At 41.1% G+C, this 14,912-nt stretch carries 18 protein-coding genes, 1 other RNA gene and 2 pseudogenes; 14 read left to right on the top strand and 7 right to left on the bottom strand.

Going from position 1 to position 14,912, the window contains the following annotated elements:
- Nucleotides 1-84: 84 nt before the first annotated feature.
- The 5 genes from AC04MN_RS04340 to AC04MN_RS04320 all read left to right on the top strand — a co-directional run bounded on the left by AC04MN_RS04340 (nt 85) and on the right by AC04MN_RS04320 (nt 4,203).
- Nucleotides 85-1,191 carry a TIGR02147 family protein gene (locus AC04MN_RS04340; protein ID WP_475381962.1) on the top strand — a complete coding sequence of 369 codons (1,107 nt, stop codon included), beginning with the start codon at nt 85-87 and terminating at the stop codon, nt 1,189-1,191.
- 179 nt (nt 1,192-1,370) lie between these two features.
- Nucleotides 1,371-1,664, top strand: coding sequence for a hypothetical protein (locus AC04MN_RS04335; protein ID WP_475381961.1), 294 nt, complete (start codon nt 1,371-1,373; stop codon nt 1,662-1,664).
- 357 nt (nt 1,665-2,021) lie between these two features.
- Nucleotides 2,022-2,373, top strand: a transfer-messenger RNA (tmRNA) gene (ssrA, locus tag AC04MN_RS04330).
- 262 nt (nt 2,374-2,635) lie between these two features.
- The gene (locus AC04MN_RS04325) at nt 2,636-2,980 is read left to right on the top strand and encodes a helix-turn-helix domain-containing protein (RefSeq protein WP_475381960.1); all 345 of its coding nucleotides are present in this window, start codon (nt 2,636-2,638) and stop codon (nt 2,978-2,980) included.
- A gap of 17 nt (nt 2,981-2,997) precedes the next feature.
- A complete protein-coding gene (locus AC04MN_RS04320; protein ID WP_475381959.1) occupies nt 2,998-4,203 on the top strand; it encodes a tyrosine-type recombinase/integrase in 1,206 nt (401 codons plus the stop codon).
- Nucleotides 4,204-4,213: 10 nt separating this feature from the next.
- Here AC04MN_RS04320 and AC04MN_RS04315 read toward each other — a convergent pair whose 3' ends face one another.
- Complete coding sequence (locus AC04MN_RS04315) at nt 4,214-4,492, bottom strand: hypothetical protein (RefSeq protein WP_475381958.1); 279 nt, start codon at nt 4,490-4,492, stop codon at nt 4,214-4,216.
- A 536-nt stretch (nt 4,493-5,028) separates the two neighbouring features.
- On the opposite strand from AC04MN_RS04315, the gene AC04MN_RS04310 reads away from it, so the two are divergent.
- The 7 genes from AC04MN_RS04310 to AC04MN_RS04280 all read left to right on the top strand — a co-directional run bounded on the left by AC04MN_RS04310 (nt 5,029) and on the right by AC04MN_RS04280 (nt 8,586).
- Entirely contained in the window at nt 5,029-5,400 is a 372-nt protein-coding gene (locus tag AC04MN_RS04310) for a hypothetical protein (protein WP_475381957.1), read from the top strand.
- Between the two features lie 107 nt (nt 5,401-5,507).
- Nucleotides 5,508-5,723: a hypothetical protein gene (locus tag AC04MN_RS04305; RefSeq protein WP_475381956.1), complete on the top strand. Its 216-nt coding sequence runs from the start codon at nt 5,508-5,510 to the stop codon at nt 5,721-5,723.
- Nucleotides 5,724-5,891: 168 nt separating this feature from the next.
- Nucleotides 5,892-6,080: a hypothetical protein gene (locus tag AC04MN_RS04300; RefSeq protein ID WP_475381955.1), complete on the top strand. Its 189-nt coding sequence runs from the start codon at nt 5,892-5,894 to the stop codon at nt 6,078-6,080.
- A gap of 56 nt (nt 6,081-6,136) precedes the next feature.
- The gene (locus tag AC04MN_RS04295) at nt 6,137-6,661 is read left to right on the top strand and encodes a hypothetical protein (protein WP_475381954.1); all 525 of its coding nucleotides are present in this window, start codon (nt 6,137-6,139) and stop codon (nt 6,659-6,661) included.
- Between the two features lie 55 nt (nt 6,662-6,716).
- The gene (locus AC04MN_RS04290; protein ID WP_475381953.1) at nt 6,717-7,085 is read left to right on the top strand and encodes a VOC family protein; all 369 of its coding nucleotides are present in this window, start codon (nt 6,717-6,719) and stop codon (nt 7,083-7,085) included.
- 149 nt (nt 7,086-7,234) lie between these two features.
- Nucleotides 7,235-7,975: a class I SAM-dependent methyltransferase gene (locus AC04MN_RS04285; protein WP_475381952.1), complete on the top strand. Its 741-nt coding sequence runs from the start codon at nt 7,235-7,237 to the stop codon at nt 7,973-7,975.
- 254 nt (nt 7,976-8,229) lie between these two features.
- Entirely contained in the window at nt 8,230-8,586 is a 357-nt protein-coding gene (locus AC04MN_RS04280; RefSeq protein WP_475381951.1) for a VOC family protein, read from the top strand.
- A 9-nt stretch (nt 8,587-8,595) separates the two neighbouring features.
- On the opposite strand, the gene AC04MN_RS04275 is transcribed toward AC04MN_RS04280, so the two are convergent.
- The 5 genes and pseudogenes from AC04MN_RS04275 to AC04MN_RS04255 form a co-directional block, all read right to left on the bottom strand.
- Nucleotides 8,596-8,973 (bottom strand): hypothetical protein, encoded by a 378-nt coding sequence (locus AC04MN_RS04275; RefSeq protein ID WP_475381950.1) that lies wholly within the window; start codon nt 8,971-8,973, stop codon nt 8,596-8,598.
- A gap of 280 nt (nt 8,974-9,253) precedes the next feature.
- Nucleotides 9,254-9,625: a tyrosine-type recombinase/integrase gene (locus AC04MN_RS04270; RefSeq protein WP_475382957.1), complete on the bottom strand. Its 372-nt coding sequence runs from the start codon at nt 9,623-9,625 to the stop codon at nt 9,254-9,256.
- Nucleotides 9,626-9,833: 208 nt separating this feature from the next.
- On the bottom strand, nt 9,834-10,637 hold the full coding sequence (locus AC04MN_RS04265) for an IS3 family transposase (protein WP_475382956.1): 804 nt from the start codon (nt 10,635-10,637) through the stop codon (nt 9,834-9,836).
- Between the two features lie 23 nt (nt 10,638-10,660).
- Nucleotides 10,661-11,038, bottom strand: coding sequence for a transposase (locus AC04MN_RS04260; protein ID WP_475381949.1), 378 nt, complete (start codon nt 11,036-11,038; stop codon nt 10,661-10,663).
- A 274-nt stretch (nt 11,039-11,312) separates the two neighbouring features.
- Nucleotides 11,313-12,317, bottom strand: a pseudogene (locus AC04MN_RS04255) (peroxidase family protein); the annotation flags it as partial.
- 61 nt (nt 12,318-12,378) lie between these two features.
- On the opposite strand from AC04MN_RS04255, the gene tnpA reads away from it, so the two are divergent.
- Together tnpA and AC04MN_RS04245 are read left to right on the top strand one after the other, a co-directional pair.
- Nucleotides 12,379-12,660: an IS66 family insertion sequence element accessory protein TnpA gene (gene tnpA, locus AC04MN_RS04250; RefSeq protein ID WP_475381948.1), complete on the top strand. Its 282-nt coding sequence runs from the start codon at nt 12,379-12,381 to the stop codon at nt 12,658-12,660.
- Nucleotides 12,657-13,508, top strand: a complete 852-nt coding sequence (locus tag AC04MN_RS04245) for an IS3 family transposase (RefSeq protein WP_475381947.1) — start codon at nt 12,657-12,659, stop codon at nt 13,506-13,508. The genes tnpA and AC04MN_RS04245 overlap by 4 nt, the downstream gene beginning before the upstream one ends.
- Before the next feature lie 33 nt (nt 13,509-13,541).
- Here AC04MN_RS04245 and AC04MN_RS04240 read toward each other — a convergent pair.
- Nucleotides 13,542-14,735, bottom strand: a pseudogene (locus AC04MN_RS04240) (peroxidase family protein); the annotation flags it as partial.
- Nucleotides 14,736-14,912 lie beyond the last annotated feature (177 nt).

Raw genomic sequence — 14,912 nt, 5'->3', positions numbered from 1 at the left:
CAAAGTGATTAAACAACGCGGCAAGGTATTGTTTTTGGTCTCAGCTTAGGGTCAACTAGTCTTTAGTCAGTGGAGGCTACTTTAATGAATCAACAACCTAGAGAGTTCAGCAATCAAAAAGAGAATTCAACAACTTCCGCCGTTTGTCCTCAACTTTCCGATTACATGAATTACCGCCAATATCTTGCGGATTTTTATGAATTCAAAAGAGCATCAACGAAGAAGAGCCTTCGCCCATACAACTATGCGATGTTCTCGGCTGCTGCGAATATTAAATCTCCAAATTATTTGAAGATGATTATCGAAGGAAAAAGAAATCTTTCCGACGATATGGTTCTGAAATTTGCTAAAGCTTTGGGGTTGAATAAAGAACAATCTGAAGAGCTTAACTTGCTTGTAAACTTCACTCAGTCAATGGATCCTGCGGATCGCAATCTGTGGTTGAAAAAGCTAAGCGAGCACCGTGTGGGTTCGAAACTTAAAGCCGGAGAAATTGATCGACGTACTTGGGAAAAAGTACCGAACTGGGTGGCGTGGATTATCTATGCGATGGTCGATCAGCAGGGTGTAGTTTTTGATGTTAAGACATTGAAGAACCTACTTCGTGGGAAAGCGGCTGAAGATGAAATCGAAACGGCACTAAACACATTGATTTCATCTGGAGAATTAAAGTTAGACTCTGCAACGGGCGAGCTTCGTAAGGGCCGTAGTCTGATTGAAAATCCAGAGGAAGTTCCAGTGGCTCTTGTTCGCAAATTGCAAGCTCAGTTGATGTACATGGGTCTTGAGTCTTTGTACCAAGATGCTCCGACGGATCGCGAGTTTGGAACTTTGACAATGTCATTAACTAAGTCTGAATTCGAAGATCTGAAGTTCAAGCTTCGTCAAATGCGTAAAGGCATGCACAAGGACAATACAATTGCTCGTATGAATACGAAGGGCGAAAGAGTTTACCAGTTGAACATTCAGTTGTTCCCGGTGACGAACTCGGTTCAGGGTGATGTTGTGGCTGTTGATAAAAAACAAGAGATCAAGGCTGCACTCGAGGCCGAGTTGGCTAAGCATCAGGCGATCAAGGCGACGATTGAATCTTTGTCTCCGATGCGTAATCAGCAACCAAATCAGAATGCTCAACCAGATGTGGGCAATTTGGTAGCTTCAGCGGCTTCGGCAGCAGACCTATTTAGATAGTGGTAGATTTTATTTAGAATATTAAAAGCCTCTCAGGGTGTCCTGGGGGGCTTTTTTTGTTGGGGCCATCTGGGTGTGGCCAGGGATTTGCAATGTTTACAGGTGAATTGTTATTTGGTTTCAAATTGAATAATATGCCGTCGATTTGTTGCGGTGGTTTTTTGCAGATGGAGATAAGAATGAAGAGGTTTTTGATGATTTTAAGTGTGCTTTTGGGAGCAAGTTCTGCGCAGGCATTAAACTGTGGAAGCGAGCCGGTACCGGCTGTGAGTCGATCGATCGTTCAATATTTAGCGCTTCACCCCGGGGCTGCCGATACATTGGAAGGTGTGCATTCGTTTTGGATCGACTGGCCGCCTTATGGTCAAGAATCGATTGCAGTGACCGAGACTGCTTTGTATTGCTTGAAAGACCAGGGCGTTGTTGAGGCCGTTAGGGCGGGAAGATATTTTCTTTGGAGAGGTGCTCGGTAGTTTTCTTTGGTTGTTGATTTTAAAAGTTTAAAGTCACTGCAGCAGGCATCCAAAAACGGGTGCCTGCTGTTTTTTTAACCACTTAAATTGCCGATTCGTAAGTGTAAGAATCTTAAATTTCACCCCCTATCTGCTGTGGATTTTTGCAGCAAAATGTGGATAACTCTGTGGAATACCATGCTAAATGGTGGATATCTGGACTTTTTGGGCCATTTTGACACCTGCTTATGTTAAGAACTTGTGAGTATTTACTCAGTTTTACGCGTGGGGACGTTGTAAAATTCTTATTGAGATTGCTACAATCTAGATTCATATTCGTTCGATTTTAGTTTTACTTTTGTGACGCTAAAACCGTGTGGGGGCGACCTGGCTTCGACGTGGGTGCTGAAGCAAAAGGAGCATGCAGGGGCGTACGAGGACCTCTTTAAAAACGTACATTTTATAGTTGCTAACAACGACTACGCATTAGCTGCTTAATTGACAGCTACGACTTACCGGGAATCGTCGGTGCTTCTGGATAAGTCGTCAAATTAGCCGAATCGGTTGCAGTTGTTTTCTTCAGGGCTGCAGCTTAAATCTACTGGGGGAGCGGCGTGTGAGATTTTGTTCCTGGAAGCTCGCACGCTAAGCTTAAAACAGCGAACTAAGCATGTAGCGCCTTTTCGTGGATCGCTTGCGGACGGGGGTTCAATTCCCCCCGCCTCCACCATTTATCTCTCTCATATATTCGATTTGACGACAATATCCTCCCCATTCGGGGAACCTCAATGCATTACTAATTTAGTCAATAATTACAAATACTTGACCTGTTTTATCAATTACTTTTAAGTGAAATCAACGGGTTAAAAACGAATACTTTAGCAAAAAGTGTGAATACTGTTTGATAGACCGTGGATACCACATACTAAATACTTAATGAATATGTAGCAAAATCTGTGGACAATCATGTTCCGTTGCGGCAAAAAAAATCTATGAGCAATAGAACAAGAAGAGTCATCTATAAAACTGAGGGCAAAGTATTAAAGCAACTCCGCGAGCAACACGGATTTTCAATGAAAGAACTTGGAGCAAAACTCGGACTTTCGGATAGCTCGGTCTCGCAGTGGGAAAATATGCGATCCGATTTAACCTCAAGCAACATCGCAAAAGTCTGCAAGATATTTGGAATAGGTGAAAAATACTTTTTTGAATTGTGCAGAGAGTACGACAAGAACTCCACGGATCATGATTACATCGGAGACAACTACAAGAAACTAGACGAGACCTCCGCAAAGATGGTCCGCACCTTCATGCAGACTCTACTTGAGAAAAAATAAGCCGATAAGGAAACTATATGGCTAAAGAAAAAAGAGGCAAAAAAGTAGAAGACGGCATCTGGGAAAACATCGACAAAAATGGAAACTTCGATGGTACTTATTCTGTGAGTATTTCTCGCCGTTTTAAAATTGATAATGCTTCTCGAAGTAGTAAGCAACTTTTTATGCGAAGAAGACGGATTGCATCTTTACCGTTAGCTCGAAAAGAAAAAAGAAAATTAGAAGACCTCATGGCCGGAAAAGCTATCAAGTTGCAAAGCGGTGATAAGACTTGGAAAGAGGCCTTTGAACAATACAAAACATATTTGTATAATCGACTCGAAGACAAAACGATGTCCCCTGCAACCGTTGAGAATGTGCGACAGACTTTAGAAAAACATACATCTCAATGGAACTCGAAAATGATCTCGTGGTTTAACATTGAAATCTTTGAAAATTATCTCAACTCCAAAGAGATAAAAGGGGAAATAAAATACATCACTCGGAAGCAAATCTTAAAATTTATTCGGCAAGTTTTTAAAAGACAGATTTCTCTTGGACATATAAATCACAATCCGACAAATGGTGTCCATATTCGTCGAGGAGTAGTAGAGCCTGAAGCTCTTGAAGACAACGAACCAAAGATTATGCAGAAAGATGATTTTTATAAAGTCCTTGATTATGCAAAAGAGCATTTTCCTGAATGGGCTATCGTGTATGAGTTTGGTTTTAATTCCGGCTTAAGGTCTGGTGAGGCATTTTCGTTGGTGTGGTCAAATGTCAACTTTGAGATGAAGCAAGTTCATGTAAAAACAAGCTATGACTGGAAGACAGAAAGAATTTTAAACACGACAAAAGGGAAAAAATCTAGAATTGTTCCGTTCACTCCAAGGCTTGAAGCTTTATTGAAAGAATTAAAATTAAAATCCACGAGTGATTTTGTTTTACCTAGAATTGATGACTGGAAAAACGGCAAGGCCGCCGAAGTTATAAGAGAAATGCAAAAGGCAGTTGGACTTTCTTATACAACTAATTTTCATGCTCTTCGTGGAAGCTATTGTACCGCTTTGCTGTTGGCCGGAAGGCCACCGATAATCGTGCAGAAGATACTAGGTCACAGTTCGTACCGTACGACCCAATACTATATTGATTTAATTGGTCTCGACCTAAAAGATGCGGTCGGAAATGCTCTGGAAAGAAATGTAATTCCTATAAATCGGAAAGTGCCAAGCGGAGAGAAATAATTTTCTCCGTCTATAAATCAGTATAAAATCTACTTGTTCTTTTACTTTTACGGTGTGGCAGTTTTTCTAGCTCTTGGTACTCATCGACTTTTAATGTTCGAGAGTACTTTTCTCGAATGAGCCCTAGCAATGAAGCAATCCACGAACAGAGACCGCAAAGTGTGGCCGCAATTAAAAATAATTTTTTGATTTTAAAAAGTACGGCAAACATCATCAGGTAAATCATGAAGACTGCTACTTTGTTTAAGTTTAAAATTATTTTAATTCTTTTAGAAAATGGTCGAGCCATATTCTGTAAATAGATTCTGTTTTTATATTTATTTACATTCTTATACACAGGACACTAGTACGGGGTGAAAAGTGTTAAATAGTTTTCAAGTATTAATTTTTCTCAGGTAGTAGGTAAAGCTCTGCCAAAGACAAGTTTAAAAACTTATCCTTGGTGAGACCTTTACCCCGTCCTTTTTGAATGCTTCGGGTAAAAGGATGTAAGTCTCGCACAGCTTACACTTGACTAGCTTCCCTCGTGCAAGGGCCGGAACACTGTCTAGCCACATTCACAAACTTTTATAGTCTAATCTTGTAAAGAACCGACTACTCCCTCTTGTGAATTCACTCCCAGCGGTGCTTTGTTCCGTTCCCGTCTGCACCTATCGTCTCCCCACTGGCCGACCGTTGAATCTTCCCGTAAAGCCCATCTGTGAATCATTGACAGCCATCACAGATTTTTGTGGTTCGTAGTTATAAATAGATTTTCAATTTTCTAAAAAAAGTTAGTGCTGTGGCCTAGATTTCTTAAGGCCTACCTCGACCTATTTAAGGGACATGGAACAACAAAAATGGATCTTTAACTCTCATATCATCAGCCCTTCGGCTTTTCGCCTTTATTTTTATCTGCAATGGGTGCAAAGGGTGAAGCCTCACCCAAGCAAAGGCTCTGCCTTTATTGCATTCGATAGGAGCCATTTGGCCCTTTCATTGGGGTTTTCTTATAACAGTATTCAAGATGGACTGCGAGAGCTTGAAGCACTCGGGATCATTCAGCTAGACCCCGAGGCAAAAGGAAATAAGAACCTTTTACTATTGAAAACGGCGGAGCAGTTCAATAAGGAAGAGATTAAAAAGAGGCTTTCCTCTGCTTTACTTTTCTTTACCAAGCAACGAGGAACAACATCACAAACTGACGAGGGAGAATAATTTTTTATTTTTGGGGGCGGGTTATGTAGGGGTAAATATATATGTTTAATAATTATAGAGGTTTTTTTGGGGATATTTCATTTTTTGATGTGCGATAGGAGGTCACTATGAACGAGTTTGGATTGTTAGAAATTGAAGACAGACACGAGTGGGGAAAAAGATTTTTCTATGTCTTTCAAGGCGAGCCGTCGATGAAAAACTGGATTGCACTAGTTGAGTTTGAGGGCAAGTCTTTTAAGATTACTCCGTTTAGGAAAGAGCAAAGCTTTACCGAGCAAATCGAACTCTGTCGCCTCTGTTCGGAGAAGGCTCAAAGTTTTTAAGTTTTTCCTTTGGGACAATTGCCCCACAAAATGAACGACTTATTTTAAGTCGTCGTCTTATTTTTATCCGTTGAAAACCATTTTAAATCTCGATGAATTTTCTACTGTACTTGTACTGGAAAACCTGAGCCTAGTACGAGACTGTACAAGCATATGGAGGTATGGTTTATGGTAACAGTTGCAGTTTATGTATTTGGCTCTATTGACGAGGCTCAATATGCAATGGACAAAATCTACAACAATGCTGGAGTAAGTGGCTATTACAGGACTGGCAATGAAGTTCATATTGATACTTTGTGCCCAGACCCTTCTCTAGTATCAAAAATCTGTCGATCTTGTGGCGGTGTGAACAGATAAATAGGCCAACTCCGGCGAGCAAAAAATTGCTCACTGTATTTTAATGAGGAGGTTACTTGTTTTTATTTATTTTTCTTTTTGGGTTCATTTTGATTTTTGGTAGTGGCTACATTTTCGGAGGGGCTTTGATTATTTGGATCGTTACTTCGCTCATAGCTTTACTGCTTGTGAAAATTGCCAACTTTTTTAATTTAGATTTTTCTTTTAGAAAATGGAAAAAGAAAAAAATAGAGACACCGAGACTCATTCAAACAGCCAATCTTAATGATCCCATCGGGGCTCTGTCGGTCGTGGTCTTAAAATATAATTACATAGGATTTTTAAAAGATTTAGTTTTTTTGGAGCTACAACTTTTTGGAAAAAATTCTTTCGAAGTGATTGAGTTTTTTCATTCTGCTGAGGCCGACTCTCGGCCCGAGGTATGCGGAGCTTGTGCGAGTAAGATTTTAATGAAGCTCACACAAGAACGAAAAGAGAAAATAATAGATAATGAATGGACACCAACACAAGAAATTCTCTGGGCAAGAGGAACACCCTTGGAATGGCGAACTGTCCTTGATAGGATTTATAAATCCAGTTGAGTTTTCTTGTGGATATATTATTGTCTAGTCATATAGAAGAGAAGGAAGCTAAGTGATGAAATGTTTTGAAGTAAAAGAATTTTCGACAATACGAATTTTTTCGAATGAAGTTTCGATGAGTCGGGATTGGTATAAAAATTTTTTCAATCAAGATCCGATTGAAGATACTGAAAGTTTTGTTTCATTCAAAATTGCAGGAGTTTCGTTCGACATCACAATTCCTGACTCTAAAAATCCATTTTCTTCTGGTGGATCAGTGGGGTATTGGCTCGTTGATGATGTATATAAAGTTTTAGAGAGAGTTAAAGAGTTGGGTGGTGAGCTATACCGCGGACCATTGAAGGTTAATGAAGTAAAACGAACCATCATGCAAATTAAAGATCCATTTGGAAATATCATTGGTTTTGAATCGCCTATGAAGTGATAAAAACGAGAATGGGTTCTCGGTATCTTGTAAATGTCAGTTGATCTTTAAAGAATTTTTTTGTTTAATTTATCATGCGGAGCTTACTAAGTTAGTAAAAAGGGTTGCTAGACCTTTAACTAGGAAAGCCCTTTCAAAGGAAGTCGCTTATGAAGTCTTATTATCACCAACACGAGACTGCTTATCAGCAGATTAAAGCTAAAGGATTCGTTGGCTGGGGAAATGCGAAAAATTTAGCGGAGCTAGGCGATGCAAAAACTAATGAATACCTAGGCCAAAAAATAGAAAAATATTATCCAGAGGTGAGAGAGAAATTTGCTCTGGATCTTGGATGTGGGACCGGAACTACGGCATTCACTTTAGCACGACATGGATTCGCAACGACAGGAATAGATATTTCCGAGACGGCTCTTGAAATTGGAAAAGACTTAGCCAGCCAGCAAAACTTAGAAATTCAATTTGTAGCAGGTGATGTATTAAATTTGAAATCACTTAATAAAAAGTTTGATTTAATTTACGACAGCCATTTTCTTCACTGCATCGTTCTCGAAGAAGATCGAAAAAAGGTATTCGAAGAAATCAAGAGTGTTCTTGCTAATGGTGGCATTTTTATTTTAGATACAATGGTAATGCCAGATACAAAAATTGATCCTGCAAAGATGTTTGATACACTAAGATTTGATGACGACTTTATTCTTTGGCATAAAACTAAGCCATCGAATGGCCGAGGAGTTGTAGAAATCGAAGGACAGCATTGGTGTGTCCAGCGGAGAATTTACCCCGTTGAAAAAGTGATTCGCGAAGTCGTCAGTGCGGGTTTTGAAGTTTTGGAGCGACAAGTAGATTCCCAGAAAGACGAACCATCAATGTTGAGAATGGTGCTTAGGTAAATAGTTGATCGTAGGTCGTGAATACTTTTTGGTATCCACATATCTTAAGTAATTGATAAGACTTAGCTTTCAACATATCCACCATCCGCATTTTCTTCAATGATTTCAATAACTTATAAATTATTGGATACCACTGCCTGTTTTATCTGCCTTGAAATCATTGAGGAATTCGGGATAGAAAGTAAACAAAACGAGTATGAAAATTGCCGATTTTTCGGCTCAAAAACGGCGAACAGTTTTTAGAGGAAGAAACGATGACTTTAAATCATGTCCACTTGGGAACAAAAAATATAAACGCGATTCAAAAATTCTACGAAACGTATTTTGGATTCACCAAAAAATTCGAGCATGGTTCAGGAGTTTTTCTTACCGACAAAAAAGGTTTTCTCATTGCGATTGATCCCGTGGATGAACTTCCAAAACTCCCTGATTGGTGTCACTTGGGTTTCTGCCTCGACAGTGCAGAAGAAGTCTTTGGTATTTATGAGAAAATGAAAAATGGAAATGAAAACTTCGTTCGTGAAATGAAAACTGCTGAAAACGAGTTTGCATCTTTCTTTGTTAAAGATCCCGATGGTAACAAACTCGAGGTCAGCTGGCATAACGAGTAGGCGGACTTGTTATTTATATTTTTGCCAGAATCTTTGTAACCGATAGTGGTCAACTTCAAAATCCTTTAGCCATGTAATTCCTGATTCAGCTTTGGGCATGGGAGTGATTCTTGTTAGCTGAAAGTTTCGTTCATCCTTTCCGACGATCTTGAATCGATGACCGATACCTTGTTCAGGATAATAGATGACGTCACCCACTGAGAAACTCCGCAAAGTTTGGTCGTGATAGATAATGTCGACCTTGCACCAAATTTCTCGTAGTTCCTGAACTACTTCCTTGGGGAATTTCGCTTTGCCCTCGTAGTTTTCATAAAACACTTTTCTTAGCACCTTGTTTAAGCGGTAGAATGTGTCTTCATCCAGAATATATTTTTGTTCTAGTTTCATAACTGCCTCCTTCGAACGCTCCATGTGTTCATGCTCTGTAAATGGAAAGAGGCTTGATAAAATCAGATAATCTGGAATATTTGACCGAAAGTCTTGAATACTAATTGGTATTCACCGAAGCTAAGTGTATGATTTTGTTGAGGTGCCGGCACCTCAACCATTTATTTTCTAAGTTGTTTAAATTAATCTCGATGTACTAAGTGGGGGAGTGGTTTTAACTAAATCATTTGGTTAAATGTTTAAATTGCCTTCAGTCGCTTGTTGTTAGGTATTTCAAGATTCATTGTAGAGATGCTGTATTTGCCGTAGACGGAGTGCACCTTTTACTCGAGATACTTCCGTAGCGTAAAGTATCCTCAAGCTTGGAGTGCCCTAGCATATTTTGTAGCGCTAAGTAGTCCGTTGTTTCGCTAAGAAAATCTACTGCAAATGTATGTCGTAAGGTATGAGAGCCTTTTTTTCCTACGATTCCGGCTCTCTTGAGCGTTAAGTCATACCGATGTCGCATGTATCTATAGCTAAGGACCTTCCCATCTTTCTCGAAGATCAACTTCTTTGCTTTTGAATGATTCTGCCGTTTTAGGAGCATCAATCGACAATCCTGGCTTAAAGGCAGATTGCGACGTGGACCACTTTTTGTGTCTGATGGGATTTGTATGTCAGCATAGAGTCATCTTGTCAGATATCTTTGGTGAAAATTAATTAGAAAATAGAATTTATGACATTGAGTTTATGTTATTTGAGTAGATTCGATTGTCGTTTATATCAATAAGCCCTTTGATCGTTAGGACTTCTCCATTCTTGTAAGCTTCAATTGCTCTGTCATACTGTGGAGTGAACCCCGATTTTTTGGACACGGTTTAAAAGTTCACGGACTCCTTATACTCGACCGGGCTCTTCATGCCAAGGGCTGAGTGCGGAGCGACGTTGTTATAGTCAGCAAACCATTGCGGTAAAAGCTTAAGAACCGTCTCTGCACTGTCGCAGTCTGCTTGATAAACGTAATCCCTCTTAATTGTTTTAACGAAGGCTTCGGCCATACCGTTGGACTCTGGACTGTATGCTCTGGTGTAGCAGCATTGTAGGTTCAATTCTTTACCAAGATCCTTTACTGATTTCGCTCTGTAAATTGACCCACGATCTGACAACCACTGGATCTCCCTAGGGCATCTCAACGACTCACCAAATCTCGCTTCAACAGCTTTAACCATTAGCTCTTCGATGTCGTCGGCAGACAGTGGCTCGGTTCTAGCGACGTAAGCAAAAGCTTCTCGATCACAGCAGTCCAAGGCAAATGCCACGAAAACTTTTTCGCCATTAAAACAACGGATTTCCATTCCATCCGAACACCAACGCAAGTTTGGAAACATTGTCATTACCACGCCCGTATGTGGTCGCTTCTGCTGCGGCAATGTTTGTGGCAGTGAAAGGCCATTCATACGCATGATTCGCTGAACACGCTTGCGATTGATCTTATTGCGACCGTCAAGAGACCTCTGGCGATTCACCATCGTGGTAACTCGGCGATAACCGTAAGTTGATCTGATGGCGATAACACTTTTGATTTCTTTTAAAATTACTTCATCTTCCGATTTTTGGTAAAAGCGAGGCATGCCAATTTCCTCCTGAGAAACTGGTTCGTAGTAAAGTGAACTTCGACTGATTTCGAAGGCTTCCGCGATGTGGGTTACTTCATACCGATCAAGCGCTTTGACTTCTTTGGCGGTTGAAGTGCTTTTAAGATCGCTTTTTTTTGGACGATCTCCAGACCATCTTTCAAGATGTCGTTCTTGATCGCCAACTCACCAACCTTGGCTTTGAGATTTTGATTCTCAGCTTTGAGCTTGTCGTTTTCTTCGATCAGCTTTTGGATGTATTCCGCATTGACTGGTGATTCGTCTTTTTTGTGGTTCATTTGCCTCTTCCAACTATAGAGAGTGATAGCATGAACCCCATATTTCCTGGCAAGTACGGGGATGGAAATTCCCTGCGAATAGTGCTCTTTGATGATTAATTGCTTCTTTTCCTGTGTAAATACTTTCCGTCTGCTAGACGTTACTTCCATAAAGACCCCCTGGGTTGGGTGTCCAAATCAAATCGGGGTCAGGAACAGATCTTAAGATTTTCAGGCATATCCGGGGGAGGCGGTATTAAATTTAATAAGCCAATCAATCCGAATACAAAGAAGATTAATCCAAGAACATACCTAGAGATTTTCGGTGCCCATTTATTCATTATTATTCCTTTTTAAATGATTTCTAAAACAATTGTATTAGTAAGTGCTTTTATGTGTCATTTAAATAAAAAGGGAGGATTTGTTTCCTCCCTTTTTTGAAAAGTTATTTTTTTAGATCGAAGCGATCTAAATTCATCACTTTGACCCAAGCCTGCACGAAATCTTTTGTAAATTTCAACTGAGCATCGTCTTGAGCATAGACTTCACTTAGAGCCCGCAGTTCTGAATTAGAGCCGAAGATAAGATCCGTTGATGTCGCAACCCACTTCGTCTTGCCGGTTTGCCTGTCAACGCCGTTATATTCACCTTCAACATCAGACTTTTTCCAATCGGTTTTCATGTCCAGAACATTCACAAAAAAGTCGTTCGTCAAACTACCTACTTTATTTGTGAATACTCCAAACTTGGATTGGTTGTGATTGATGCCCAGGACTCTAAGCCCACCGATTAACACTGTCATCTCGGGAGCTGTCAGTCTTAAAAGCTGGGCTTTATCAACTAGCATTTCAGGTCCATGTTTGTTTAAACCTTTTTTCGCGTAGTTGCGGAATCCATCGGCCGCGGGTTCAAGAACCGAAAAGGATTGAACATCAGTCATTTCTTGAGTCGCATCGACCCGGCCCGCAGTGAAGGGAACTTTAATTTTTTGACCTGCTTTTTTTGCGGCTTCTTCAATTCCCACGCATCCGCCAAGTACAATGAGGTCAGCTAGTGAAACTTGCTTCTTTTTTGATTTGGCATTGAAAGCTTTTTGAATCGTCTCGTATTTAACTAAAACTTTCTCAAGCTCTTTAGGCTGGTTCACTTCCCAACTGCGTTGGGGTTCTAGTCGAATTCTCGCTCCGTTTGCGCCGCCGCGCATATCAGAGCCACGGTAAGTTGCCGCTGAGGCCCATGCTACTTCGATTAGTTTTGTAATCGAGATTCCTGATTTTAGAATCGATTTTTTTAACGCAGTAATATCCTTATCATTGATAATCTGAGTTTTCGAGGCAGGGAGCGGATCTTGCCATATAAGAATTTCTTTTGGCACTTCAGGACCCAGATAGCGAGAGCGTGGTCCCATATCTCGGTGAGTTAGTTTAAACCAGGCTCTGGCAAAAGCATTGACCTTGGCCCCAAAAACTGGAGCACTTGATTCCTCCCAACAAAGCGCGTAAAAGACGTGCATGAAGGGAGCGCAAATGCGCAAATCCAGATTTTCAGACGAACAAATCACCAAGATTTTATCCGAAGGCCATGCCGGAGCGTCGACTCAAGATATTTGCCGCAAACACGGCATCGCCACCCACACGTTCTATGCATGGAGAAAGAAATACGGCAGTATGCAGGGCTCTGAGGTTCGTAGGCTTAAAGAGCTTGAAGCAACGATCGTGCGCTTGCAGCGTGTGGTTGCAAAACAGGCCGTCGAACTAGAGGCAGCCCAAGAGATCATCAAGGGAAAGTGGTGAGCCCCAAGCAAAAGCGCAAGGCGTTTGAAGCTATCAAAGACAAATTGAAAATCAGCAAACGATCACTCTGCAAAGTCTTGGGGCTTCAACAATCTACGCTATTTTACAAGCGCCAACGACATCGCGATGACAACGCCCTAAAAGAAAAAATGCTTGAGATTGCGCAAGCAAAGGTTCGCTATGGCAGACCACGGGTTTCATTTATTCTTCGTGAGCGTATGGGTTTTAAAGATAATCACAAGCGAATTGCTCGAATATACCGAGAGCTGGGATTGCAAATGAATCGACGATCAGGAAAGAAAAAGAGATCAGGCAAACGACTCCTCTTTGTGGCTCCGACGGGACCCAATCAAATTTGGGCCATGGACTTTGTCTCAGACTCTCTAGCGACGGGACGAAGATTTAGAACCCTCAACATCAAAGATTTATTCACACACGAAGCGGTGGCGATTCATGTTGATTTTTCAATTCCGGGCAACCGCGTGGCCGATGTGCTCAACAGACTCAAGACTCAAGGTAAGTGCCCGAAAGCGATCATCGTGGACAACGGTACGGAGTTCACTTCAAAGGCGATGGATGTATGGGCATACCAAAACGGGGTGGAACTGAAATTTATTCAACCTGGCAAACCTATCCAGAATGCATTCATTGAGTCTTTCAACGACAAGTTCCGCAGCGAGTGTTTGAATCTAAACTGGTTTGAATCCATTTTGCATGCAAAAGAGATCATTGAAAGTTGGAGAATCGAGTACAACACGGAACGACCAAACTCAGCGTTGAAAAATAAAACACCAGAAATGTTTGCCAAACAATACGAAGAAAGATTAAGAGAGACTTCTCAACCGTGAGGTTTCAAACACTCCAAAGAAGGGGCCAAGGTCAGCATCGGCAAATGCCTTTGGATCTTTATGGAACTTCCTAGAAATCTTTTCGTAGGTTGAATCGAATTTCAGTGAAAGATCCGCAGTTGTCATCATTGGCGGTGCTTTTTTCTTAGGATCATGAGCATCAGGTATCATGTCCTTTTCTTCGCAATTTTTTGGTCGCCATTGATGAGCGCCAGCAGGACTCTTTACGAGCTCCCATTCGTATTTGAAAAGCATTTCGAAGTAGCCATTATCCCACTTTGTTGGATTTGGCTTCCATGCGCCCTCGATACCACTTGAAGTGGTATGAACGCCTTTGCCGCTTCCAAATTTATTGTTCCAACCTAAACCCATTTCTTCTATGGCAGCTCCTTCGGGTTCTGGACCAACAAGTTTTGGATCTCCTGCTCCATGAGCTTTACCGAATGTGTGACCGCCGGCCACAAGGGCAACGGTTTCCTCATCATTCATAGCCATTCTAGCAAAGGTTTCACGCACGTCTCGGCCCGAGGCAACGGGATCTGGGTTTCCATTTGGGCCCTCTGGATTGACATAAATCAATCCCATTTGAACTGCGGCAAGTGGATTTTCTAATTCACGATCACCGGCATATCGCTTGTCGCCAAGCCATTCGGTTTCAGATCCCCAGTAGATGTCTTCTTCTGGTTCCCAAATGTCAGGTCTTCCACCGGCAAAGCCGAAAGTCTTAAATCCCATAGACTCTAAAGCAACGTTTCCCGCAAGAATCATCAAATCTGCCCACGAGATTTTATTTCCGTATTTCTTTTTAATTGGCCACAATAGGCGCCTTGCTTTATCCAAGTTGACGTTGTCGGGCCAGCTATTTAGTGGAGCAAATCTTTGATTGCCAGTTCCACCGCCGCCACGTCCATCAATCGTTCGATATGTTCCAGCACTGTGCCAAGCCATTCGAATAAAAAGACCTCCATAATGTCCCCAGTCGGCAGGCCACCAGTCCTGAGAGCTGGTCATTAATTTCTTTAGATCTTTTTTTATTGCGGCGTAATCTAATTTTTTAAACTCTTTTGCATAATCAAAAGATGTATCCATTGGATTTGATTTGTCAGAGTGTTGATGAAGTATCTTAAGATTCAATTTTTTTGGCCACCAATCTTTGTTAGATTGAGCCCCCATAGTTGTACGAGCTGTCATCTGGCCCGAAAAAGGGCACTTTGATCCTTGAGACATAGTTCCTCCTGTATTTGATACATTTTTTCGAGAATTGCATTTGGCAACAGGGATTATAGGCTTATTTGGTTCAACATAAAATAAAAACTAATTTATATTACCAACATCTCAGAGATTGCTGCAGGTGAATAAACTCAACGTTAGCCTAGTTGTGGTAAACAACTTGTCTGTCTTTAA

Source organism: Bdellovibrio sp. ZFWA1, from assembly GCF_056175665.1.
This window is presented reverse-complemented; position numbering and strand designations above follow the sequence as displayed.

Bases quoted from the DNA above. Each gene is read 5' to 3' on its own strand.
- AC04MN_RS04340 (WP_475381962.1), top strand. From the start codon at position 85: ATGAATCAACAACCTAGAGAGTTCAGCAATCAAAAAGAGAATTCAACA.
- AC04MN_RS04335 (WP_475381961.1), top strand. From the start codon at position 1,371: ATGAAGAGGTTTTTGATGATTTTAAGTGTGCTTTTGGGAGCAAGTTCT.
- AC04MN_RS04325 (WP_475381960.1), top strand. From the start codon at position 2,636: ATGAGCAATAGAACAAGAAGAGTCATCTATAAAACTGAGGGCAAAGTA.
- AC04MN_RS04320 (WP_475381959.1), top strand. From the start codon at position 2,998: ATGGCTAAAGAAAAAAGAGGCAAAAAAGTAGAAGACGGCATCTGGGAA.
- AC04MN_RS04315 (WP_475381958.1), bottom strand. From the start codon at position 4,492: ATGGCTCGACCATTTTCTAAAAGAATTAAAATAATTTTAAACTTAAAC.
- AC04MN_RS04310 (WP_475381957.1), top strand. From the start codon at position 5,029: ATGGAACAACAAAAATGGATCTTTAACTCTCATATCATCAGCCCTTCG.
- AC04MN_RS04305 (WP_475381956.1), top strand. From the start codon at position 5,508: ATGAACGAGTTTGGATTGTTAGAAATTGAAGACAGACACGAGTGGGGA.
- AC04MN_RS04300 (WP_475381955.1), top strand. From the start codon at position 5,892: ATGGTAACAGTTGCAGTTTATGTATTTGGCTCTATTGACGAGGCTCAA.
- AC04MN_RS04290 (WP_475381953.1), top strand. From the start codon at position 6,717: ATGAAATGTTTTGAAGTAAAAGAATTTTCGACAATACGAATTTTTTCG.
- AC04MN_RS04285 (WP_475381952.1), top strand. From the start codon at position 7,235: ATGAAGTCTTATTATCACCAACACGAGACTGCTTATCAGCAGATTAAA.
- AC04MN_RS04280 (WP_475381951.1), top strand. From the start codon at position 8,230: ATGACTTTAAATCATGTCCACTTGGGAACAAAAAATATAAACGCGATT.
- AC04MN_RS04275 (WP_475381950.1), bottom strand. From the start codon at position 8,973: ATGAAACTAGAACAAAAATATATTCTGGATGAAGACACATTCTACCGC.
- AC04MN_RS04260 (WP_475381949.1), bottom strand. From the start codon at position 11,038: ATGGAAGTAACGTCTAGCAGACGGAAAGTATTTACACAGGAAAAGAAG.
- tnpA (WP_475381948.1), top strand. From the start codon at position 12,379: ATGAAGGGAGCGCAAATGCGCAAATCCAGATTTTCAGACGAACAAATC.